General features: G+C 46.8%; 19 protein-coding genes and 1 riboswitch. Of the genes, 9 read left to right on the top strand and 10 right to left on the bottom strand.

Annotated features, from left to right (window positions below):
- Positions 1 to 19: 19 nt before the first annotated feature.
- Together MU515_RS09220 and MU515_RS09215 are read right to left on the bottom strand one after the other, a co-directional pair.
- Positions 20 to 1,225, bottom strand: coding sequence for a NupC/NupG family nucleoside CNT transporter (locus tag MU515_RS09220; RefSeq protein WP_260260131.1), 1,206 nt, complete (start codon positions 1,223 to 1,225; stop codon positions 20 to 22).
- Positions 1,222 to 1,773, bottom strand: coding sequence for an NAD(P)H-dependent oxidoreductase (locus tag MU515_RS09215; protein WP_260260130.1), 552 nt, complete (start codon positions 1,771 to 1,773; stop codon positions 1,222 to 1,224). The genes MU515_RS09220 and MU515_RS09215 overlap by 4 nt, the downstream gene beginning before the upstream one ends.
- A 270-nt stretch (positions 1,774 to 2,043) precedes the next feature.
- Between MU515_RS09215 and MU515_RS09210 the strand changes: the two genes are divergently transcribed.
- Complete coding sequence (locus tag MU515_RS09210) at positions 2,044 to 4,383, top strand: Tex family protein (RefSeq protein ID WP_260260129.1); 2,340 nt, start codon at positions 2,044 to 2,046, stop codon at positions 4,381 to 4,383.
- 125 nt (positions 4,384 to 4,508) lie between these two features.
- On the opposite strand, the gene MU515_RS09205 is transcribed toward MU515_RS09210, so the two are convergent.
- Both MU515_RS09205 and bioH read right to left on the bottom strand, forming a co-directional pair.
- Positions 4,509 to 4,979 (bottom strand): ATP-dependent Lon protease, encoded by a 471-nt coding sequence (locus MU515_RS09205; protein WP_260260128.1) that lies wholly within the window; start codon positions 4,977 to 4,979, stop codon positions 4,509 to 4,511.
- A gap of 134 nt (positions 4,980 to 5,113) precedes the next feature.
- Entirely contained in the window at positions 5,114 to 5,911 is a 798-nt protein-coding gene (gene bioH / locus MU515_RS09200) for a pimeloyl-ACP methyl ester esterase BioH (RefSeq protein ID WP_260260127.1), read from the bottom strand.
- A gap of 65 nt (positions 5,912 to 5,976) precedes the next feature.
- Between bioH and MU515_RS09195 the strand changes: the two genes are divergently transcribed.
- From MU515_RS09195 to MU515_RS09175, 5 genes are all read left to right on the top strand, one after another.
- Positions 5,977 to 6,702, top strand: coding sequence for a ComF family protein (locus MU515_RS09195; RefSeq protein WP_260260126.1), 726 nt, complete (start codon positions 5,977 to 5,979; stop codon positions 6,700 to 6,702).
- A gap of 86 nt (positions 6,703 to 6,788) precedes the next feature.
- Positions 6,789 to 7,376, top strand: coding sequence for a Fe-S biogenesis protein NfuA (gene nfuA / locus MU515_RS09190; protein ID WP_260260125.1), 588 nt, complete (start codon positions 6,789 to 6,791; stop codon positions 7,374 to 7,376).
- A 141-nt stretch (positions 7,377 to 7,517) separates the two neighbouring features.
- A complete protein-coding gene (gene nudE / locus MU515_RS09185) occupies positions 7,518 to 8,066 on the top strand; it encodes an ADP compounds hydrolase NudE (RefSeq protein WP_260260124.1) in 549 nt (182 codons plus the stop codon).
- A gap of 27 nt (positions 8,067 to 8,093) precedes the next feature.
- On the top strand, positions 8,094 to 8,921 hold the full coding sequence (gene cysQ / locus MU515_RS09180; RefSeq protein WP_260260123.1) for a 3'(2'),5'-bisphosphate nucleotidase CysQ: 828 nt from the start codon (positions 8,094 to 8,096) through the stop codon (positions 8,919 to 8,921).
- Positions 8,922 to 9,467: 546 nt separating this feature from the next.
- Positions 9,468 to 12,113 (top strand): beta-N-acetylhexosaminidase, encoded by a 2,646-nt coding sequence (locus tag MU515_RS09175; RefSeq protein ID WP_260260122.1) that lies wholly within the window; start codon positions 9,468 to 9,470, stop codon positions 12,111 to 12,113.
- Between the two features lie 121 nt (positions 12,114 to 12,234).
- On the opposite strand, the gene recG is transcribed toward MU515_RS09175, so the two are convergent.
- The 5 genes from recG to gmk all read right to left on the bottom strand — a co-directional run bounded on the left by recG (position 12,235) and on the right by gmk (position 18,421).
- On the bottom strand, positions 12,235 to 14,313 hold the full coding sequence (gene recG / locus MU515_RS09170) for an ATP-dependent DNA helicase RecG (protein ID WP_260260121.1): 2,079 nt from the start codon (positions 14,311 to 14,313) through the stop codon (positions 12,235 to 12,237).
- Positions 14,314 to 14,474: 161 nt separating this feature from the next.
- Positions 14,475 to 15,158 (bottom strand): tRNA (guanosine(18)-2'-O)-methyltransferase TrmH, encoded by a 684-nt coding sequence (trmH, locus tag MU515_RS09165; RefSeq protein WP_260260120.1) that lies wholly within the window; start codon positions 15,156 to 15,158, stop codon positions 14,475 to 14,477.
- 85 nt (positions 15,159 to 15,243) lie between these two features.
- Complete coding sequence (gene spoT / locus MU515_RS09160; RefSeq protein WP_260260119.1) at positions 15,244 to 17,367, bottom strand: bifunctional GTP diphosphokinase/guanosine-3',5'-bis pyrophosphate 3'-pyrophosphohydrolase; 2,124 nt, start codon at positions 17,365 to 17,367, stop codon at positions 15,244 to 15,246.
- A 39-nt stretch (positions 17,368 to 17,406) separates the two neighbouring features.
- Positions 17,407 to 17,679, bottom strand: a complete 273-nt coding sequence (rpoZ, locus tag MU515_RS09155) for a DNA-directed RNA polymerase subunit omega (protein ID WP_260260118.1) — start codon at positions 17,677 to 17,679, stop codon at positions 17,407 to 17,409.
- Between the two features lie 118 nt (positions 17,680 to 17,797).
- The gene (gmk, locus tag MU515_RS09150) at positions 17,798 to 18,421 is read right to left on the bottom strand and encodes a guanylate kinase (protein ID WP_260260117.1); all 624 of its coding nucleotides are present in this window, start codon (positions 18,419 to 18,421) and stop codon (positions 17,798 to 17,800) included.
- A gap of 308 nt (positions 18,422 to 18,729) precedes the next feature.
- A riboswitch (purine riboswitch) is annotated at positions 18,730 to 18,829 on the top strand.
- 64 nt (positions 18,830 to 18,893) lie between these two features.
- On the opposite strand from gmk, the gene MU515_RS09145 reads away from it, so the two are divergent.
- Entirely contained in the window at positions 18,894 to 20,264 is a 1,371-nt protein-coding gene (locus MU515_RS09145) for an NCS2 family permease (RefSeq protein WP_260260116.1), read from the top strand.
- 68 nt (positions 20,265 to 20,332) lie between these two features.
- Here MU515_RS09145 and MU515_RS09140 read toward each other — a convergent pair whose 3' ends face one another.
- Complete coding sequence (locus MU515_RS09140; protein ID WP_260260115.1) at positions 20,333 to 21,199, bottom strand: YicC/YloC family endoribonuclease; 867 nt, start codon at positions 21,197 to 21,199, stop codon at positions 20,333 to 20,335.
- 170 nt (positions 21,200 to 21,369) lie between these two features.
- Here MU515_RS09140 and rph point away from each other — a divergent pair, with 170 nt between their 5' ends.
- Both rph and pyrE read left to right on the top strand, forming a co-directional pair.
- A complete protein-coding gene (gene rph, locus MU515_RS09135) occupies positions 21,370 to 22,086 on the top strand; it encodes a ribonuclease PH (RefSeq protein WP_260260114.1) in 717 nt (238 codons plus the stop codon).
- Between the two features lie 160 nt (positions 22,087 to 22,246).
- Positions 22,247 to 22,888 carry an orotate phosphoribosyltransferase gene (gene pyrE / locus MU515_RS09130; RefSeq protein ID WP_260260113.1) on the top strand — a complete coding sequence of 214 codons (642 nt, stop codon included), beginning with the start codon at positions 22,247 to 22,249 and terminating at the stop codon, positions 22,886 to 22,888.
- The last annotated feature ends 53 nt before the right edge of the window (positions 22,889 to 22,941 follow it).

Raw genomic sequence — 22,941 nt, 5'->3', positions numbered from 1 at the left:
TTGCTTTGTTATCTTTAATTTAAACGAACAAACCAACAATTGCTGCGTTCATCAAGTTGGCAAGAGTTGCTGCTAACAATACTTTCATACCTAGCTTGCCAATCACTCCTGCGCGTTGCGGAATCATCTTACTGAGTGCGCCGCACACCATCGCGACAGAGCCAATGTTGGCAAAGCCACATAGTGCAATGGTCATGATAGCGGTTGAGCGTGGGGACATTTCAACATTACCCATACTTGCAAAAGCGACAAATTCATTAAGAGCGATCTTTTGACCTAAGAATGAACCCGCAATTCCGGCTTCTTCCCAAGGAATGCCAAGCAGCCAAGCCACCGGTGAGAAAAGTGTGCCAAGGATGACATCAACTGTAAGTTCAGGTTTACCAAACCACTCGCCAATAGCGCCCAAACAGCCATTAAGCATCGCCATTAGGCCGATACATGAAATGATTACCGCACCTACGATGGCTGCGATACCTACACCTGCAATCGCACCTTTAGCGACAGCATCAATGAAGCTGCTTGGCTTTTCATCATCAGGAAGCTCTGGTACTTCGTCGATCGTTTCTTCAGTTTCAGGAATTAGCAGTTTGGCAAACATCAAACCGGCCGGAGCTGACATAAAACAAGCCATGATTAGGTAATTAAGTTCTACGCCCATACCAGCGAGACCAGCAAGGATAGAGCCTGCGATAGAAGATAGACCACCGACCATGACGGCAAAGATCTGTGAGCGAGTCAGTACGCGGTGGTATGGCTTAACAAGCAAAGGAGCTTCGGTTTGGCCTAGTACAATATTACCTGCTGCATTCATAGATTCAGCGCGAGAAGTACCGAGGATACGTTGTAAGCTGCCACCAATAATGCGCACAAACCACTGCATAATACCCATGTAGTACAGTAGTGAAGTCAGAGATGCGGTGAAAATGATTTGCGGCAGAACTTGGAGTGCCCAGATAAAACCAATGCCTTCCACACTAAAGTTAACTAAGCTACCGAACGCAAAGCGAATGCCTTCAACGCCATAGCCAAATACTTTACCTACCGCACCGGACACAGAAAGTAAAACGCCACCGCCGACTTCGGTTGCCAGTACAAAGCCTGCAACAGATAGGATTACTACGAACGCGCCACCTACAGCACGCCAACTGATTTGGCTGCGGTTTTCTGAGCAAGCAAAACCGACACCCAATAGAACGAAAATACCAAGAAGTGATTGAATCATTGTGCAACCTCGGCTAATTGATTTACGGCTTGGATGATTTGATTTGCATGCTGTTTTGATAGGTCGAGCACCAAAGATTTATCTCCACCTTCTTCAGGGGTTGAGTTCATCTCAAAGGTAATAATGGTATCGACGATGTTCATTTCAGCCGCTTTGAATGGATGTTCGTAAGCCGCTTGATAAGCCGAGAAAGGCAAAAAGTTAAAGCCTGTTTCGCTGTACGATTCTTCTGTTGCTCCTGCAGTAATGGAGAACAGAACAGGTTTATCTTTTAGCTGGCTGCCTTGAGGGCCAAAAGCAAAACCATAGGTAAATACTTCATCTACCCAGAGCTTTAACACCGCTGGATAGGTGCTCCAGTATAGGGGGAACTGAATGACTATCGCATCAGCATCGAGCAGTGCAGAGTGTTGTTGTGTTAGCTCGCCATCAAACTGCGCTGCGTGTTTGATTGTCCAATTCGTTTGCGCAGAAAGTTGGTTAAGAATGGTTGAGTTGGCTACCGACTTGGTTAGGTCTGGGTGGCCGTCTATCACCAAAATATTCATGTGTAGTTTCCTGGGGGTAGGTTCACGGTATTAGGCTGAAAGCCATTAAACATGTGATGTTTTTGTTCGTTATATTTATTGATTGAATTGTAATCAGCAGTAATCGTTAGATAGGAGGACATTTGTCCCCCTATGAAAGAGGGGACTCACAAAGCGGATGTAGCACAAAGAGATCGTGGTCACGAAGAGAAGAAATAGCGATTTAAAGGTAGAAAAATCGCTCATCTAACCCCATGTATGGGGCATTGACTTAAATAAGAGATTCAACGGATGAGCCAAGCTATCTGTAAATTAATCGCACAGGAACTGAATGTGCGTGCAGAGCAGGTGACTGCTGCTGTAAACCTAATTGATGATGGCAACACAGTGCCATTTATTGCCCGTTACCGTAAAGAAGTAACCGGTGGCTTAGACGACACGCAATTGCGTAATCTTGATAGCCGCTTATCATACCTACGTGAGCTAGATGACCGTCGCCAAACCATTCTTAAATCGATTCAAGACCAAGGCAAATTGACTGCCGAGCTTGAACAAGAAATTCAGCAAGCCGATAGCAAAACTCGTCTAGAAGATCTCTACTTGCCATACAAACCTAAGCGCCGTACTAAAGGCCAAATTGCGATTGAAGCAGGCCTTGAACCACTAGCGGACAAGTTATGGAATGAGCCTCAAACTGAGCCAGAAAGCGAAGCCGCGCAATACATTGATGCAGATAAAGGCATCGCAGATAGCAAAGCTGCTTTAGATGGCGCGCGCGCGATTGTGATGGAGCGTATTGCCGAAGATGCCAACTTACTAGAGAAGGTTCGTCATCATTTAACCCGTAACGCTGAATTGGTATCGAGCGTTGTTGCTGGCCAAGAGCAAGCGGGTGAGAAGTTCAAAGACTACTTTGAACACAATGAAGCATTAAGCAAAGTGCCTTCTCACCGAGCTTTGGCTATGCTACGTGGTCGTAATGAAGGTTTCCTGACTTTGGCTATGAATGCTGACCCAGAGCAAGCAGAGGGCGTTCGCCAGTCTTACTGTGAAACATTGATTGCCGATCACTACGGTATTTCACTAAGCCAAGCTCCTGCCGATGGTTGGCGCAAGCAAGTGATCAGTTGGGCATGGCGGATCAAAGTGTCGATGCACATGGAAACCGAATTGATGGGCGCAATGAAAGAGCGCGCGGAAATTGAAGCCATTGAAGTATTTGCAACTAACCTAAAAGATTTGTTGATGGCGGCGCCTGCTGGCCCTCGTGCAACTCTAGGTCTTGATCCGGGCTTACGTACGGGTTCTAAAATCGCCGTGGTGGATTCGACAGGTAAACTTCTCGCCACAGAGACTATTTACCCACACCCACCGCAAAATCAATACGACAAGTCTGCCCAAGTGGTTGAGCAGATGGTGCGTAAGTACAACGTCGATTTAATTGCGATTGGTAATGGCACCGCTTCACGTGAGACAGATAGCTTTGTCGCTGATGTGATTAAGCGCGGCAATCTAAAAGCGCAGAAAATCATGGTCAGCGAGGCGGGCGCATCGGTCTATTCAGCCTCTGAGTTGGCTGCAAATGAGTTCCCTAATCTAGATGTATCATTGCGTGGTGCGGTTTCTATTGCTCGTCGCCTACAAGATCCATTGGCTGAGCTAGTGAAAATTGACCCGAAATCCATCGGTGTCGGTCAGTACCAACACGATGTTAGCCAATCTATGTTGGCTAAACGTTTAGATGCAGTTGTTGAAGATTGTGTAAACGCCGTTGGTGTGGATGTGAATACTGCATCGCCAGCGTTATTGACTCGTGTAGCGGGTCTCTCAACTACTATCGCGCAAAATATTGTTGCTTACCGCGATGACAATGGCCGTTTTGAATCACGTACTACGTTGAAGAAAGTCGCGCGATTAGGGCCAAAAGCTTACGAACAGTGTGCCGGCTTCCTACGTATTATGGATGGCAAAAACCCATTGGATGCTTCTTCCGTTCACCCAGAGGCTTACCCTGTGGTTAAAGCGATTGCTGAGAAAAGTGGCAAGCCGGTGAAAGCTCTGATTGGCGACTCTACTTTCCTAAATGGTTTGCATGCCGTCGATTACACCGATGAAAACTTTGGTGTGCCAACGGTTACTGACATCATCAAAGAGCTCGACAAACCGGGTCGTGACCCTCGCCCTGAATTTAAAACTGCAACTTTTGCCGATGGCGTAAATAAAGTTAGCGACCTTGAAGTAGGTATGGTTTTAGAGGGTGTGGTGTCTAACGTGGCTAACTTTGGTGCGTTTGTTGATATCGGTGTTCACCAAGATGGCCTTGTGCATATTTCTGCGCTGACCGATCGCTTTGTTTCTGACCCTCGTGATGTGGTAAAAGCCGGTGATATCGTAAAAGTGAAAGTGATGGAAGTGGATGTGCAGCGTAAGCGTATCGCGCTATCTATGCGCCTAAAAGATGAACCGGGACAAGATAACCGTTCGCAACGTGGTCAAACACAAGGTCGCAATAGCGATCGTCCTGCTCGCTCACAAGGCCAGCAACGTCGCCGTGATGATTCATCGAACCAAGCTTCAAATAATGCCATGGGCGGTGCCTTTGCCGCCGCTTTTGCCAAAGCGAAACGCTAACTTCTCGTCATCGTTGAAGCGATTTGAACCGCTATAAATAAAAAGCCCCGCTCAATTGAGTGGGGCTTTGTCTTTATTGGATATTCACCTTTTGCTTTGCATCATGTTTGCTGTGCAAAGGGCGACTACAACACCGCAATGACTTCTGAAGGCGTATTGGGTGCAGTGGCATGACCATAGTGGAACTTAATCACGATCCGCCGCTTTGCCATTTGGCCTTCTGTTATCGCTGCATCGATTACGCGCTTGGGTAAACGGAACCGCATTGCGTAGCCTTTTCCTTGCTGTTCGCTATAGCTGTCTAACGACAACAGTTCGAACAACCGATCCAGTTGGTTTTGCGGCGGATCATGTTGAGAAGCATGGACTGCGTGCTCATCGTCGTCGCCATAACTTGGATGCTCAGACGGGTCCCACGCGGCATTCTTCCGCCTTTTATCGTCTGCGTTGATCTTACGTTCAGCATTGCTTTTGGCTAGTGCGACCGCGGGGACAATAGGCTCGCGAACTTTGTTGTCGCGCGCTGCTTGCTCCGTTTGCACATTAACCGATGGGGCGATAAGTGGCACACTCACATTGGTGGGTGACACGATCATAACCGAGACCTCCTCAGCATCGCCCACTGACATGGCTAATATAGGGGGTGTTTAGTGTTAAACCGTCCCATTGTCAGTTGATTTAATTATCGACTGAGGTGGTCAAAAATTTAGCGCTTTATGCAAATAATTTGTTAATGCTTATTTCTAAACTCGATCACTTGCTGACAAAATCCTTCTAATTCAGTCATGAAGGGAGCATGAGAAGAGTTTTGGAAAATGTGTTGAGTGCTCGCTGGCATCAAAGTATTCACATCGTCAGCCACCTTTATAGGGACTAACCCATCGAGTCGGCCATATAAGCGTAGAGTTGGTGCAGCTACTAAGTTTAGCTGCTGGCGAAGATCCACATCCGCCAATAAATTGAGCCCTGCAAGCAGAGCGTCTTGATTTGGAGTCGGGCGAGAGAGCACCGCTTTTTTGAGTATCTTTACATCTTGGCGAGCTGAAGGGCTACCCATAGCTTGCAGTGCCATAAAGCGTTCTATGGTCAGTTGAAAGTCTTCAACCAATTGCGACGTGAAGGCTTTTAATACTTGTGGTTGGATACCACGCCATGGTTTTTGCGCGGCAAAACAAGGTGAGCTTGCTACGGTAATTAGGCCATTAACGCGTTCTGGATGATGAAGTGCAATATGCGAAGCAATCAGCCCACCCAAAGACCAACCAAGCCAAGTGGCTTTATCCGGCGCGTGAGCAAGCACTTGCTGAGCGAGATGTTCGAGGTTGGCAAAACTGTGCTGGTGACTATGACCAAAACCCGGCAGATCAACGATATGGACGCGATAGTGCTGGCTTAAGATTTCCGCACTTTGTTGCCACACCGCTCCGTTCATGCCCCAGCCATGAATCAGCACTAAATCGGATTGTGATGTTTTGGTTTCTAGTGTTTGCCAATATAAGCCTGTTTGCGTTGTCCCACTCTCTACCACTTAAATCATCCTTTCATCTGCCGAATGCTCCCCACAATGAAGCAAACTCAATCATTAGGTCAAACATGTTAGCGCAATGGTGGCAGAAAAACAGGCAAAGACTGATTGTTCATACCTGTCAGGTGTGTCATCAACCGATAGAGCCAAGAGAAGCCAATAATGAGATGCCTTGGCATGTGTGTAAGGCGTGTTACGCACAGATCACTGAAACCTCGAGGTGTCGTCGGTGCGGCTTACCTTCAGTTAAATCTGTTGAGCAGTGTGGTGAGTGTTTACAAACCCCGCCATTATGGCGCGCTTTGTATTGCGTGGGTGACTACCAGCCGCCACTGTCGAGTTGTATACATGGCTTAAAACACGGCAGACAAATTCAGCAAGCGCGCTGGCTGGTGGATTGGTTGATGCCGCAAGTAGACGCTGATTGCCAACTGATCACCTGGGTGCCATTACACTGGCGGCGGCAACTATGGCGCGGGTTTAATCAAAGCGAATGGTTGGCGCGTTATGTAGCGCAATCATTGAATGTACCTTGCAAAGGTGTGTTTCGCCGCACGCGATCAACACTTGCTCAGCAAGGGCTTAATCGTCGTCAGCGGCAAATGAACATGCGCGATGCTTTTGAGCTGAAGACTCCGCCGGAGGTAGAGCGTGTTGCGATAGTCGATGATGTGGTGACCACAGGCAGCACTGTGCATCATTTATGTAAATTACTGCTTGATGCTGGCGTAAAAAGCGTCGATATTTACTGCATATGCCGCACTCCTGACCTAATTCATACGGCATCAAAATGATGAATTCTGCCTAAAGAACTAGATCTCAGAATTTTCAGGAGTAGAATGGTGAACAAATAGCCTACAAATTTACTCAGGTATTCGTCGTGTCAAATACAATTATTATTACTGAAAGCGCCCAAGAACACTTTGCCAAGTTGCTAGCTCAGCAACCGGAAGGCACTAATATTCGTGTGTTTGTGGTAAACCCAGGAACACAAAACGCTGAGTGTGGCGTTTCTTACTGTCCACCTGAAGCGGTTGAAGCGACCGATACAGAGCTTGCGTTCACAGCATTCTCTGCATACGTAGATGAGTTGAGCTTACCATTTTTGGAAGATGCAGAAATTGACTACGTGACGGATAAAATGGGCTCTCAACTAACATTGAAAGCGCCAAACGCGAAAATGCGTAAAGTGGCTGACGATGCGCCGCTACTCGAGCGTGTTGAGTATGCAATCCAAACCCAAGTTAACCCTCAGCTTGCAAGCCACGGTGGTCACGTAAACCTAGTGGAAATCACTGAAGCGGGCGAAGCTATCGTATCATTTGGTGGCGGTTGTAATGGTTGTTCAATGGTTGATGTAACACTGAAAGAAGGCATCGAAAAAGAGCTTCTTCAGCAGTTTGAAGGTGAGTTAACAGCGGTTCGCGATGCGACTGAGCATGACCGCGGTGACCATTCTTACTACTAATCAGTACTAGATTGACGAAGGGTTGGCTTTAGGCCAGCCCTTTTTTATATCTCGTTTTGCCACTTCGTTACGAGGTTTGCTTTTCAATCGCGGCTTTTTTTTCATATATTAAATGAATCTATAGCTAAGTAGGAGCCAACAGTGACCAACAAAACACTACCAGAAATTCTGGATAAAAATACGGTTGCTCAATCACGTTTGTTTGCCATTGAAGCGATTGATTTACGCTTTAGTAATGGTGAGCTGCGCACTTATGAGCGCATGCGCCCAAGTGGTCGTCATGCGGTGATGATGGTTCCTGTTACTGAGCAAGGTGACATTCTGCTTGTTAAAGAATATGCCGCGGGTACAGAGCAGTACGAGCTTGGTTTTCCGAAAGGCTTAATTGATGAAGGTGAAACACCAGAACAAGCAGCGAACCGAGAGTTGAAAGAAGAGATTGGCTTTGGCGCGCAACAATTAACGCCGTTAAAACAAGTGGTACTTGCGCCTTCTTACTTCTCAAGCAAGATGACACTGTTTGTTGCTCAAGATTTGTATCCCGAACAACTGGAAGGGGATGAGCCTGAACCCCTAGAGATTGTGCGTTGGCCGTTAGCGCAAGCTGAAGAGCTGCTAACCCATCTCGATTTTAATGAAGCGCGGAGTATAACCGCACTGTTACTCGCTCTACGACACCTAAAATCATAACGAGAGCAGAGTCCTCAAGGAACCATTATGCCAATAACTAAAGATTTATCTCATCATTTACCAGCAGTGATAGAGATTGCCCGTTCGGCGGGGCAATTGATTTTGGATATTTACCAAAAGAAAGAGTACGAAGAGTTTACTAAGAGTGATGAAACGCCGGTGACCAGTGCCGATCTTGCCGCGCATAAGTTCATTATGGAAAAGCTGTCTGAGTTGACCCCTGACATCCCAGTTCTGTCAGAAGAGGCCGCAGACATTAGCTTAGACAAGCGCGCACAATGGGATCGCTACTGGTTGGTTGACCCACTAGACGGCACGCAAGAGTTCATCGCCCGTAGTGGTGACTTTGCTACCATCATTGCGCTGATTGAAAATCATAAGCCAGTGATGGGCGTGGTGTATGGCCCAGTATCAGGGGTCACTTACTATGCTTACCAAGGCAAGGGCGCTTGGAAGATTCCTGATATGAGTGAGAGTGTGCGTATTACTACTCATCAGCATCAAGGTCAGCAGCATCCAATAGCGATCGCCATCAGTCGCCGCCAAGATATCAACCGTATTACTCGCCGTATGAGCACCGCATGGAACTACGATTTAGTGCCATTGGGCTCTGCTGCTCTCAAAGCGTGTTTAGTCGCAGAAGGTGCGGTGGACTGTTATTTACGTTTGGGCCCAACAGGCGAGTGGGATACTGCCGCCACGCAATGTATTGTCGAAGAAGCGGGTGGCCGAATTTTAAGCACTCAGCTAGCGCCGCTCTCTTACAATGAACGTGAAACTCTAGAAAACCCAAACTTTATCGTTCTGGGTGATGAGCAATTGCCGTGGAGCGATATTCTGCAGATAAAAGATTAAGTCGTTACCTTCTGGAGTGCAGAGCAAAACCAGCATTATTGCTGGTTTTTTTATATCTGCTATCTGGTTGATTCGATCTCATTGTGCTCTTTTCTCACCACCGTTGATAATGGGCAAAAGTGTCTGACTTGTTTTTCTATTCTGGAAAAATCGTCAAAACCTAAATTTTTAACGAGTGTTGACGTCAGCGAAATCGAGATCATATTCACGTTTTTGTCGATAATTATTTACCTACGACGATTTGCCTTACCTTTTATAGCCGAGCTTTTAACACTAAGTGCTTGATTGACCCTCTATAGAGAGTGACCTAGATCGCAACAATAACGTTAAAAAAAGTTTTTAGATTTTAACGTTAACCCTAAGTGTTTGTTTTTAAAGTTTTTATATTTTTGTGTTTACCCTCCGATTTGAACCAGATCACTGATTTTTGCTGATTAATTTTACGCTCAAAAATAACTACTTATATTTTGACGTCATTGAAGTTTGATTTTTAGTTCAGCGCTTTTTTTGCTGATGACTAGGTAAGTGTTTTTAAGGGTAAGTAAGATGTTGAAACCAAGTTTGATCGCTGTTTCTGTTCTAGCAACTTTGGCCGGTTGCTCTTCTATTCAAAACTCTCAACAAGTGGTTAATACACTCGCAGACAATTTGGATGTGAATTACGAGGTATTAACGAACCACGGCGCTAACGAAGGTTTAGCGTGTCAGGATCTTGGTGCGGAATGGGCATCATGTAATAAGGTTCTGATGACGCTAGAAAACCAAGGCGAAGCGGTGAACAGTAAAGATTGGGCTATCTACTTCCACAGTATTCGTCTGATTCTTGATGTGGACAACGACCAGTTCAAAATTACTCGCGTAACGGGCGACCTACATAAACTTGAACCAACCGAAAAGTTTGATGGTTTTGCGGCGGGTGAAAAAGTTGAAATTCCACTGATTGGCGAATACTGGCAGTTATTTGAAACTGACTTCATGCCAGGCGCATTTGTTACTGCACCTGACGCAGAGCCTAAGATGATTGCTTCGTTAGATGTGCAAGATATGGCGTCTGTGGTATCAGGTCTTGAGGGCGAGAAACTAAAACGTACTCCAGATGACAACAACGTATTCGCGACTGCGATCACTCGTTTTGAGAAAAATGCTGATCTGGCTAAGCAAGACGTATCAACGGCGCTAGTTCCAACGCCGCTACACGTTGAAGCCGGTCAAGGTAAAGTATCGGCATCTCAAGGTTTTGCATTACCAAGCGAGCTCTTCACTGCTGAACAGTTAACCGCGCTAAACACTCGTGCAGATGTATTGGATATCAACCTTAACGGTACGATTAAAGTAAACACTGCGATTGTTCCTTCTGAGTTCCCTGCAGAACTTGGTAAAGCAGGTGCTTACGAGCTGAGAATTACTCAGCAAGGCATCGACATTAAAGGCTACGACCAAGCAGGTCTTTTCTACGCAGTACAATCTGTGTTTGGCCTAATGGGTGAAGACGAAACACTACCAGAAATTCTGATTGTTGATGCTCCACGCTTTGATTACCGCGGTGTAATGGTAGACGTAGCACGTAACTTCCACACCAAAGATGCAATTTTAGCAACGCTAGACCAAATGGCGGCGTACAAAATGAACAAGCTACACCTTCACCTGACGGATGATGAAGGTTGGCGTTTAGAAATTCCAGGCTTACCTGAGTTAACAGACGTCGGCGGCCAGCGTTGTTTTGACCTTGATGAACAAAACTGTCTGCTACCTCAGTTAGGCTCTGGTCCATCTACTGACAACTTCGGTTCAGGCTACTTTAGTAAAACGGATTACGTTGAAATCCTAAAATACGCTAAAGCTCGCCATATTGAAGTCATTCCAGAAATCGATATGCCAGCGCACGCTCGTGCAGCAATCATCTCGATGGAAGCGCGTTACGATCGCCTAATGGCGGCGGGTGATGAAGCGGGTGCCAATGAGTACCGTCTGACTGACCCACAAGATACGTCAAACGTAACCACGATTCAGTTCTACGATAAGCACAGCTTTGTAAACCCATGTCAGGAATCATCGTCTCGCTTTGTTGATAAAGTGATTTCAGAAGTAGCAGCGATGCACAATGAAGCAGGTATGCCACTAACAACTTGGCACTTCGGTGGTGATGAAGCGAAGAACATCAAACTAGGTGCGGGTTTCCAAGACAACAATGCTGCTGACCCAGTGGCGTGGAAAGGTAACATCGACCTAAGCAAGCAAGACAAGCCATTTGCAAAATCGCCACAATGTCAGGCTCTAGTGGCTAACGGCACGGTGAACGACTTTGGTCAGCTGCCAGGTTACTTTGCTCAAGAAGTATCAAAGATTGCAGTTAAGAACGGCATTCCTCACTTCCAAGCATGGCAGGATGGTCTGAAATACATCGAGGGCGGTGCAGAAACATTCGCTTCTGAAACGACTCGCGTGAACTTCTGGGATGTTCTTTACTGGGGCGGTACAGGTTCAGTATACGAGTGGGCGAAGAAAGGCTATGACGTAGTGGTATCTAACCCTGATTACGTTTACATGGACATGCCTTACGAAGTTGACCCAAAAGAGCGTGGCTACTACTGGGCAACTCGTGCAACAGATACTCGTAAGATGTTTGGCTTTGCACCAGAGAACATGCCACAGAACGCTGAAACATCGGTAGACCGCGACGGCAATGGCTTTACTGGCAAAGGTGAAGTTGAAGCGAAACCATTTTACGGCCTATCAGCGCAGCTTTGGTCTGAAACGGTTCGTACTGATGAGCAATATGAGTACATGGTATTCCCACGTGTGTTAGCCGCAGCAGAGCGTGCATGGCACGAAGCAAGCTGGGAAAACGAGTACAAAGCAGGTGTTGAATACTCACTAGAGACGAACCTAGTCGATAAAGCTGCACTAAGCCAAGACTACAACCGCTTTGCGAACATCCTTGGTCAACGTGAGTTGGCGAAACTGGAAAAAGCGGGCATTGATTACCGCCTACCAGTACCGGGTGCGAAAGTTGAAAATGGCCAATTGGCGATGAACAGCGCATTCCCTGGGGTAGAACTGCAATACTCAGTGGATGGTGAAAACTGGTCAACTTACTCAGATGACAAGCGCCCGACCATCGTTGGTGAAGTGTTCATTCGCTCTATCTCTGCAAGCGGTGAAAAAGCGAGCCGAGTAACCTCAGTTAAATAATCTTACCACTGCCAAACGGTCAAGATTGAAACGAAAGACCCAGCTTAATCGCTGGGTCTTTTTTATGGTTTTGAACGAACGGGTTCTCATGAGAGGTTTCGCTCACGAATGGATTGTCGATTTAAGCTTTAGAGTAAACGTCGCGCTCACCCAGCCAACGATCGATAATTGATGCCGCATTGGATGGGTAATTGTCGTGAATGTAGCGTGCTATGCGCTGAACTTCAGGGATAAGTCGTTGATCGCGGACTAAGTCAGCAATCTTAAAGTCGGCCATACCGGTTTGTTTGGTGCCGAGTAGTTCACCCGGGCCACGAATTTCTAAGTCACGCTGGGCAATCACGAAGCCATCATTACTTTCACGCAGCACGCCTAAGCGCTTCTGAGCAGTTTTTGATAGGGGAGAGTGATACAGCAGCACACAGTGGCTTGCAACGCTACCACGGCCTACACGGCCTCTTAATTGGTGTAATTGAGCAAGGCCAAGGCGTTCTGGGTTTTCTATGATCATTAAACTGGCATTAGGCACATCAACACCCACTTCAATCACGGTAGTCGCGACTAACAAGTGCAGTTTGTTGTCTTTGAAATCCTGCATCACCGCTTGTTTCTCTGCCGGCTTCATTCGGCCATGCACTAAGCCGATTTTGACATCCGGCAAGATGCGTTGCAGCTCTTCGGCGGTGTCTGCGGCGGCTTGCGCCTCAAGCACTTCTGATTCATCAATTAAGGTACACACCCAATAGGCTTGTTTGCCTTCATTGAGGCAGGCATTTCGTACTCGCTCGACAATATCATCGCGTTTTGTATCAGGAATGGCGACAGTTTGAATTGGCGTTCGCCCCGGTGGCAGTTCATCAATCACCGAGGTTTCGAGATCGGCATACGCGGTCATAGCCAAGGTGCGTGGGATCGGCGTCGCTGTCATGATTAACTGATGTGGGTATGCGCCTTGTTTGGCGCCTTTTTCTCGCAGCTCTAAACGCTGATGGACACCAAAGCGGTGTTGTTCATCGATGATCACAAGCGCGAGATTATGAAATTCAACATGCTCTTGGAATAAAGCGTGAGTGCCCACTACCATTTGTGCTTCACCATTGGCAATGCGTGCCAGTTCTGCCTCTTTGGCTTTTCCTTTGAGCTTGCCTGCTAGCCAGCCCACCTGAATACCCATCTTTTCAAACCAGTTGGCGAAGTTGATGGCGTGCTGCTCAGCTAATAATTCAGTTGGCGCCATTAGCGCCACTTGATAGCCATGCTCGATGGCGCGCACTGCGGCTAAAGCGGCGACTAAGGTTTTACCAGAGCCGACATCCCCTTGTACTAGGCGCATCATCGGGTGAGGCTTAACAAGGTCTTGCTCTATCTCTTTTACTACTCTGGCCTGTGCATTGGTGGGTGAGAAAGGCAGCTGAGCTAAGAGTTGCTGTTTAAGCGAGTCTACCTCGGCAAGTGGTAAGGCGTTGTCTAATTGGCCTTTACTGCGCACCGCTAACATTGACAGATTTTGCGCGAGCAACTCTTCTATGATCAAGCGGATCTGCGCCGGATGCTTACCTTCATCGAACTGTTCCATATCCAAACTTGGTGGTGGACGATGAATGGTGTGTAGTGCTTGGCCAAGGGTGATTTGGTGATCGTACAAACCACTAGGTAATAACTCTTGTACTGCCGACTTGTCGAGAAGCTGCAATGCCTGCTCGGTTAGGTTACGTAAGGTGACTTGCCTTAGGCCATCGGTGGTTGGATAGACCGGCGTTAAGGTTTGTTCCGTATCAGGCTTTTGTTCTGGAGAGTAAAACTTGTAGTCTGGATGAATGATTTCTAAACCGATGCCACCACGTTTGATTTCACCATAGGCATGCACCGTTTTGCCTTGAGCAAAATTGTTTTTCATCGCCGCAGTAAAGTTGAAAAAACGCAGGGTAATGGTGCCATTACCATCACTGATCTTCACCGCCAGCATTTTGCGTTTACCGAAAATGGTATCCACGCTCATGACTTTGCCTTGCACTGCTGCCCATAAGCCAGCGTGCAGTTTTACGATAGGGTAAATTCGGGTGCGGTCTTCATAGCGCAGCGGAAGGTGAAACAGTAAATCTTGGACGTTATTGAGGCCTACTTTTGCCAGTTTTTCCGCGACTTTTGCACCAACGCCAGTCAGTGAAGTGAGAGGAATAGCAGAAAGTAGTTGTGACATAGTGGTTTAGCCCAGCATGTTGGTTTATCTCGAATCTAGATAGTTAACCATTGGGCTGTGTTTTTGTACAGCAAATTCCGTTGATTCAACCTTTTGGGCTAACGATGTTAGGTTAAGGATGAAAAAGGGCTAGCACATCATGCTAGCCCTTGATATTCGCTCTATTTCTTCTGCATCTCTTGCCACCAAGATTCGTCGGCCACTATTTGGCCTTGGTCATCCAGTGGTGGATAAGCTAGCCCTTTGCGTTTAGCCACTTTGGCTAACACTGGGTGGCCACGTTCAAACAGAACGCGATGGATTGATTCTTCTGGAATCGAGCTCTTCTCTTTGTCGTACATACCCGCTGCTTCACGCTGGCGCTGCGCTTCATACATGATGACGGCGCTAGCAACGGAGACGTTGAGTGACTGCACCATACCAATCATCGGGATGATGATGTCTTGATCGGCCAGTTGTTTGGCTTTTTCAGATGCGCCAATCTTTTCGCTGCCAAGAATGATGGCGGTAGGTTTGGTGTAATCAATCTCGCGAAAATCGACGGCGGTATCCGATAAGTTGGTTACCAATACCTGCATGCCTTGTGCTTTGAGTTCGCCAATCGCTTCTTCAATGGTGTCGTGCGTATCGACCTCAACCCAGTTGCGAGCACCTGCCGATGTGTGACCTAGAGTGCGCATTTCGTTTGGCCATACGGCGTGAATCTTATGGATGCCAGTCGCATCGGCAGTGCGGATAACCGCAGAAACGTTGTTAGGTTTATGAACTTCTTCTAGACAAAAAGTTAGGTCGGTTTGGCGCGCTTTTAGCACCTGTTGAATGCGATGGTAACGTTCTAAATTCATTGGAGTCTTTCTTTAATCTTTGAAGGCTAGCTAAAAAGAAAAGCCCTTGAAGCGGGTTCAAGGGCTAGTTTTGTTCGGTACTGGATTAGTTCTTACGACGACGAACTTTCAGGGTATGCGGCATCGCTTTGATGCGGCGCATGATGCCAGCCAAATGAACACGATCTTTGGTTGTGAGCAGCACAGTCACTGTGTACAAACGACCATCACGCTCTTCTGTTGATAGGCCATGAATATTCGAGCCTGTCTTAGAAATGACGTTAGTCAGTTCAGCCAGTGCACCTTGACGGTTTTGAACATCGACTTTTAGCTCAGTGCTGAAATCTTGTTCGTAATCGTCAGACCATTCGACCGCCATGTATTTATCAGGTTCTTTCTGATAACCACGTACGTTCGGACAGGTTTCGCGGTGAACCACTAGGCCACGACCCGGAGAGACGTGAGCGATGATGTGATCATCTGGAATAGGGTGACAACAGTTGGCAAAGGTTAGCAAAATACCTTCCGCACCGCGGATAGGCAGCTTCTTCTTCGGCTTATCTGATTCTGCTTCGCTTACTTCAGTCAGTTCGTCAGCATCACCCAATAGGCGACGTGCAATAACGATGCTCATTAGCTCGCCAAGGCCAATATCCGCTAATAGGTCTTCAACCGTGGCGATCTTTAGCTCGCTCAGCACGTAGTCGACGTTTTCTTGGTTGATGTCACCAAGGTTCTGCTCACCCAATGCGTGGTTTAGCAGGCGACGACCTAGGGTAATCGACTCTTCACGGCGCATGGTTTTCAGCACTTGACGAATCTTAGTGCGAGCGCGAGAAGTCACTACATAGTTTAGCCATGCAGCATTTGGTCGAGCACCTGGTGCAGAGATAATCTCGATGGTTTGACCGTTTTTCAGCGCCTTACTTAATGGGTAAGGGTTACGATCAACACGAGCACCAACACAAGTGTTACCCACATCGGTGTGAACCGCGTAAGCAAAGTCTACTGCAGTCGCGCCAACAGGCAGCTCAACGATACGGCCTTTTGGCGTGAAGACGTAAATCTCATCTGGGAACAGATCTGATTTTACGTTTTCGATGAATTCAAATGAGTTACCGGCACTTTGTTGCAGCTCTAACAGGCTTTGCATCCAACGCTGAGCTTTGACTTGTGCGGTGGTGCCTGTGCGCTCGCCATTGCCTTTGTAAGACCAATGCGCCGCGACACCTTTATCCGCCATTTGATCCATATCTTCTGTACGGATCTGCACTTCAACTGGCACGCCATGAGGGCCAACCATTGAAGTATGGATAGATTGATAACCGTTGGCTTTTGGTACTGCAATGTAGTCTTTTACTCGGCCCGGACGTGGTTTATACAAGCTGTGTACTTGGCCAAGCACGCGATAACAGGTATCAGGCTCTTCAACGATGACACGGAACGCGTAGATATCCATGATGGTGTGGAAGCGCTGTTCCTTGGTTTTCATCTTGTTGTAGATAGAAAACAGGTTCTTTTCGCGTCCGACTACACGTGCCTTCAAGCCGACTTCTTCTAAGCGGCCTTCAATCTCGCTATGAATGCGCTGGATCATCTCTTTACGATTACCACGCGCCGCACGTACTACTTCTTTGAGTACGCGATAGCGATTTGGATATAAGGCTTCAAAACCCAGCTCTTCTAGCTCTGTTTTGATGTTGTGGATACCAAGGCGGTGTGCCAAAGGAGAGTAAATTTCAAGGGTCTCACGGGCAATGCGACGTTTTTTGTCTGGGCGAAGAGCGCCTAGCGTACGCATGTTGTGAGTTCGGTCAGCCAGCTTGATCAGGATAACGCGGATGTCTTGCACCATGGCAAGGACCATCTTACGAAAGTTCTCTGCTTGAGCTTCTTTGCGATCACGAAATTTAAGCTTATCCAGCTTAGAAACACCATCCACCAATTCAGCTACAGTTGTGCCAAATTGCTCTTCGAGTTCTTCTTTAGTGACTTCAGTGTCTTCAATCACGTCATGAAGAAGGGCTGCTTGCAAGGTCTCAATATCAAGGCGCATTTCCGCCAAAATACGAGCAACAGCTACAGGGTGGATAATATAAGGTTCCCCGCTTGAGCGGGTTTGCCCTTCATGGGCGTCTTTCGCTACCACATAAGATTGACGCAGAGCCTCAACTTGAGGCTCTGGGAGGTATTCTTGGGCAACGTCTTTTAGGCTATCGAATAGATACAAACTTTAGGCCCGAAAAAGATTGTTGTGGAGAAGATCAGATTAGCGAGTGTGAGCGATGCTGCTTACTGCTGCTAGCTCTGCTGCTTCTTGCTCTTGTTGCTCTTGACGCTCACGTGCATCAAGGATCTCTTTAGTGATCAAACCTTCTTCGATTTCGCGTAGAGCGATAACCGTTGGCTTATCGTTCTCTTCTGGCACTAGTGAATCTTTACCGCCAGATTGCATTTGACGTGCGCGGCGAGCCGCAATCAGTACTAGGTCGAAACGGTTGCCAACTTTTTCAACAGCGTCTTGAACAGTTACGCGTGCCATGAGGACTCCAAATTAGTTAACTAAAATTTTGAATGACGAGAAATTATACAGGCTTCGGCCACTATATACTAGCGGCGAACTGCACTCATCGGTGTAAAGGCTAAATTAAGGTTAGACCTTATTCCGCCAATAGAGCATCAAGCATGCCTTTATATTTAGCAGTTTGCTTGTCTTGCTTCAATCTTTCTGCACGAATGATGGCTTTAAAGTCCATCAATGCAGTATCGAAGTCATCGTTCACGATAACGTAGTCATACTCGTTATAGTGAGAAATCTCTGATTTAGCTTCTGCCATGCGCTTGGCAATAACAGAGTCGCTATCTTGACCACGCGCGGTTAGGCGACGTTCTAGTTCGCCGTTCGACGGTGGAAGAATGAAGATGCTTTGAGCTAAAGGCATTTGCTCGCGGATTTGACGCGCGCCTTGCCAATCGATATCAAGGAATACGTCGATCCCTTTTTCTAGCATCTGTTCAATCCAAACGCGAGAAGTGCCGTAGTAGTTACCGAATACTTCGGCGTACTCTAGGAACTCACCTTTCTCAATCAACTCTTCAAAATACTCTTTTTGCACAAAGTGGTAGTGCACACCATCTTGCTCACCTGGGCGCATGCCACGCGTAGTGTGCGATACAGATACCTTCATTGCGTAAGTTGGGTTCTTTTCCAACATCGCTGAGATCAGACTAGATTTTCCTGCGCCGCTAGGTGCAGAAACAATATAAAGAGTACCTTTGCCCATATGTACAGTTCCACATTTGGTTGGATGGTTGCCGATAAGAAGAGTCGACCGTTTAAAGATAGTACTGACCAAGAAGTTACACGAAGTGGTGATTTTTAGGTCAGAAAAATGGAGCCGAAGAGTATCACGATCTTAAGGATCTAAACAAGTAAAACGACGTAGGATCGCGCTTGTGACTACTAGATAAGTACAATAAGTAACTGGCTGAATATGTATTTAAACCGAAGATAGCGTTTTTTCGGTGCAGTTAGTTCTATTTTACTTGGTAAGAACGAAAATCGTTGAAGTTTTACTCTAGATCTATACAATCCGCGCAAACGTTTACGTGCTGTATATGTCTAGAGTTATGGTCTAGTCGTTTCTACCATCAAGCCTATCTTGATGACTACAGTAACTTCTTGCTAAGAGCCTTTCTCTTTGCCTGTCTGCACGTGTATCCGTCAACCATCTATCAAGTTGTAAAGGTTACATTGTGAGTCTCGAATCAACCCTTAAAGCTCAGAAAACTTCTGGCGTTCTAGAGTCGGTCTTTAAGATCTCAGAACGAAAAACCACCGTCAGTACTGAATTGTATGCTGGCTTTATTACCTTCCTAGCCATGACTTACATTTTGGCCGTTAACCCAGCTATCTTGGGTGGCATTCCAGGCATGGACAAGGGCGCAGTGTTTACAGCGACTGCGATTTCTGCGGCGATTGCGACGCTGATTATGGGTATTTGGGGTAACTACCCTGTGATGCTTGCTCCGGGCATGAGCATGAATGGCTTCTTTAAAGGCATGTTGTTGAGTGGCTCGGTAGCTTTGGTATGGCACGAAGCACTTTTCGGTATCTTCCTTTCTGGTGTGCTGTATCTGATTCTCTCGATGACCAACATTCGTAAAGCGATGATTGAGTCGATTCCGGAAGATTTAAAACTAGCGATTACCGTGTCGCTTGGTTTGTTTATCGCCTTTTTGGGTTTGAAGAACGCTGGCATTATCGTTTCTAACCCAATCATCTTGGTAAGCATGGGTAATATCGCTGACCCTAAAGTGATTATTGCTTACATCAGTATCTTTGTTGCGCTGGGTTGTATGGTTCGTGATATTAAACTGGCAACGTTCATCTCTTTCGTTTCTGCGATAGTACTGACTGTCTTAGCGGATATGTTCTTGGGCACAAACAATGCGCCGATTCCAGACCAGTTTATTTCAGCGCCGCCAAGCATGGCTGGCAGCTTTGGTGCGGTATTTGACTTGTCAGGTATTACTGCCGACAAGATGTTCGACTTGCTGTTTATTGTAGTCATCTTCTTAATCGTCGATTTCTTTGATGGTTTAAGCACGATTGTTGGTGTTGGTCGTGATGCGGGCATCATTGATAAAGATGGCAAGGTGCCAAACGCACGTTCAGCACTTGTCGCGGATGCAGGCGGTACGGTGATTGGTTCTGTATTAGGTACCACTTCAATTACAGCCTTCTCTGAGTCTGGCATTGCTTCTTCACAAGGCGCGAAGACTGGCTTAGCAGCGGTAGTGGTTGCGGGCTTATTCCTTGTTTCTCTATTCTTATACCCACTGTTCTCAATTTTCTCTGCGGCAATGGTTGCGCCAGCGATGGTGGTAGTAGGTATCTATATGATTGGCCGCCTTGGTCAGATTCAGTGGGAGCAAAAAGAGTCTCGTATTGCAGCCTTTTTCACCATTATGTTCACTGTTCTAAGCTTCTCGCCTGCGAACGGCATGGCAATGGGCTTTATTAGCTACAGCTTCTCAATGGTTGTAGCGGGCAAAGGTAAACAAGTACATCCAGTGATTTACGTGCTGTCTGCAATCTTTATGACTTATCTAGTTCTGCTATAACGCGATTCAGAGTTACTTGATACAAAAAATCCCGCTCGAAGCGGGATTTTTTTATGGCGGAAGAGCGATTATTCAATGTTTTGAATTTGTTCACGCATCTGCTCGATAAGCACTTTTAGCTCGACGCCAGAAGCGGTGATGTCAGTGCTGATAGATTTAGACGCTAGCGTGTTCGACTCACGGTTGAACTCTTGCATCATGAAGTCGAGACGGCGGCCAACAGCGCCACCTTTCTTCAGGATGTTAGTCGCTTCTTTCACGTGTGAATCTAGGCGGTCTAGTTCTTCTGCTACGTCTGATTTCTGTGCTAGCACGATAAGTTCTTGCTCAACGCGTGAAGCATCCAGCTCGATTTTCGCTTCTTCAAATTTACCCAGTAGACGTTCACGTTGCCACGTTAAGATTTCTGGCATGCGAGCACGCACTTTTACCACTTCTTCAGTAATCGCAGTTAAACGCTGCTCAATCAGCGCTTTCATGTTGTCGCCTTCACGGCCACGCGCTTCAATAAACTCACTTAGCGCTGCATCAAAACCTGCTAGCAGGTCTTTGTTGATTGCATCCATGTCTTGCTCAGGTGTTTCCATCACACCTGGCCACTGCATGATTTGGAATGGGTTAATGCGGTTCTCATCGCCAGTTAACGTCATTACTTGCTTAGCGGCATTGATTACTTGGTTTGCTAAGGCTTCATTAATTGAAAGGTCGCCTTGAGCGGCAGGGTTGGCTTCAAAGCGCAAGTTACACTCTACTTTACCGCGCGCTAGACGCTTGCGAAAACGCTCGCGCAGCACTGGTTCTAGACCACGGAACTGCTCCGGCATGCGAAAGTAAGTTTCTAAGTAACGTTGGTTAACGCTGCGAATTTCCCATACGGCAGTGCCCCAATCAGCTTTGATCTCTTTACGAGCGTATGCCGTCATACTATAAATCATCGAATTTTCCTGTCTTTTAACTTTGCTGAAAATTAACCCGCAGATAGTAGCATAGTTCAGCTTACATTTTTCATCGGTTGGGATTAAATACGCGACTCGCCACTGACGGAGTTTTCCGCTATAATCCTGCTCCAACCAAACGTCTCCCCTTCTATATAAGGTATATGCCCATGCGTCCAAACGATCGCAAGGCGGATCAAGTTCGCCCAATCAAAATTACTCGTCAATACACAGCTTACGCTGAAGGTTCTGTATTGGTAGAGTTCGGTAATACCAAGGTGTTGTGTAATGCAACAGTAGAAGAGAATGTGCCTCGCTGGCTTAAAGGCCAAGGTAAAGGCTGGGTGACGGCTGAATACGGTATGCTGCCACGTGCAACGCACTCACGTACTCGTCGTGAAGCGGCGAGTGGTAAACAAGGCGGCCGTACTATGGAAATTCAACGCCTAATCGCTCGCAGCCTACGTGCTGTAGTGGATTTAAAAGCGATGGGCGAGTTTATGATTACGGTTGATTGTGACGTAATTCAAGCCGATGGCGGTACGCGCACTGCATCTATCTCTGGTGCGAGCGTAGCATTGGCAGATGCATTCCAGCATCTTATCGATAACGGCAAGCTAAAGAACAACCCAATGAAAGGCCATGTAGCAGCAGTCTCTGTGGGTATTCTTGGTGAAGACGTATTGTGTGACCTTGAGTATGTCGAGGACTCAGCAGCCGACACCGACATGAATGTTGTGATGACGGAAGATGGCCGCATGATTGAAGTGCAAGGCACCGCAGAAGGCGAACCGTTTAGCCATGCAGAATTGCTGAAGCTGCTTGAGTCGGCAAATAAAGGCATTGCAGAAATTGTCGCGGCGCAGAAGGCGGCATTAGAAAGTTGATTTTGATAGCTCCCAATTGGGGGCTATTTTTTTATTTTCTTCATAGGTGACTTCACTGTGTTGTTCGAGAAAGTCATCTCTTTAGGAAAATATTAGAGAGTTTATGTCACTTTTCTAGGGACCATGATTGGGAACTAGAAGCTAATTTAGAGAGAGAGTAATGAAAGCATACCAGCGTGAGTTTATTGAGTTTGCACTTGAGAAAGAAGTTCTAAAGTTTGGTGAGTTTACTTTAAAGTCTGGCCGTAAGAGCCCGTATTTCTTTAACGCTGGTCTTTTCAATACAGGCCGTGACCTAGCACGTTTAGGTCGTTTCTATGCTGCAGCTTTGGCAGATTCGGGCATCGACTTTGATGTGCTATTTGGCCCTGCCTACAAAGGCATTCCAATTGCGACGACGACTGCTGTAGCTCTGGCTGACCATCACGACATTGATACGCCTTACTGCTTTAACCGCAAAGAAGCAAAAGATCATGGTGAAGGTGGCAACCTAGTTGGTAGCGCATTAGAAGGCCGCATTATGTTGGTGGATGATGTGATTACCGCAGGTACTGCGATTCGTGAGTCGATGGAAATCATCAAAGCCAATGGTGCTGACCTTGCGGGTGTATTGGTAGCTATCGACCGCCAAGAAAAGGGTAAAGGTGAGCTGTCTGCGATTCAAGAAGTTGAACGTGACTTTGGCTGCGCAGTGATTTCAATCGTTAGTCTTGGCGACCTTGTGACTTACTTAGAAGATAAAGGTAATGCAACTGAGCATTTAGACGCAGTAAAAGCGTACCGCGCTCAATACGGCATCTAATATGCTTGCATCACTGCATTGACAGTTAGAAATGAAAACCCCGCTTAAGTCAG

The sequence above is a fragment of the Vibrio intestinalis genome (genome assembly GCF_025195085.2).
In the GTDB taxonomy this organism is placed as follows: domain Bacteria; phylum Pseudomonadota; class Gammaproteobacteria; order Enterobacterales; family Vibrionaceae; genus Vibrio; species Vibrio intestinalis.
This window is presented reverse-complemented; position numbering and strand designations above follow the sequence as displayed.

Coding starts and splice junctions, on each gene's coding strand:
- MU515_RS09210 (WP_260260129.1), top strand. CDS start 2,044: ATGAGCCAAGCTATCTGTAAATTAATCGCACAGGAACTGAATGTGCGT.
- pyrE (WP_260260113.1), top strand. CDS start 22,247: ATGAAAGCATACCAGCGTGAGTTTATTGAGTTTGCACTTGAGAAAGAA.
- MU515_RS09205 (WP_260260128.1), bottom strand. CDS start 4,979: ATGATCGTGTCACCCACCAATGTGAGTGTGCCACTTATCGCCCCATCG.
- MU515_RS09140 (WP_260260115.1), bottom strand. CDS start 21,199: ATGATTTATAGTATGACGGCATACGCTCGTAAAGAGATCAAAGCTGAT.
- MU515_RS09220 (WP_260260131.1), bottom strand. CDS start 1,225: ATGATTCAATCACTTCTTGGTATTTTCGTTCTATTGGGTGTCGGTTTT.
- gmk (WP_260260117.1), bottom strand. CDS start 18,421: ATGGGCAAAGGTACTCTTTATATTGTTTCTGCACCTAGCGGCGCAGGA.
- MU515_RS09195 (WP_260260126.1), top strand. CDS start 5,977: ATGTTAGCGCAATGGTGGCAGAAAAACAGGCAAAGACTGATTGTTCAT.
- trmH (WP_260260120.1), bottom strand. CDS start 15,158: ATGAATTTAGAACGTTACCATCGCATTCAACAGGTGCTAAAAGCGCGC.
- rph (WP_260260114.1), top strand. CDS start 21,370: ATGCGTCCAAACGATCGCAAGGCGGATCAAGTTCGCCCAATCAAAATT.
- MU515_RS09175 (WP_260260122.1), top strand. CDS start 9,468: ATGTTGAAACCAAGTTTGATCGCTGTTTCTGTTCTAGCAACTTTGGCC.
- MU515_RS09215 (WP_260260130.1), bottom strand. CDS start 1,773: ATGAATATTTTGGTGATAGACGGCCACCCAGACCTAACCAAGTCGGTA.
- recG (WP_260260121.1), bottom strand. CDS start 14,313: ATGTCACAACTACTTTCTGCTATTCCTCTCACTTCACTGACTGGCGTT.
- rpoZ (WP_260260118.1), bottom strand. CDS start 17,679: ATGGCACGCGTAACTGTTCAAGACGCTGTTGAAAAAGTTGGCAACCGT.
- cysQ (WP_260260123.1), top strand. CDS start 8,094: ATGCCAATAACTAAAGATTTATCTCATCATTTACCAGCAGTGATAGAG.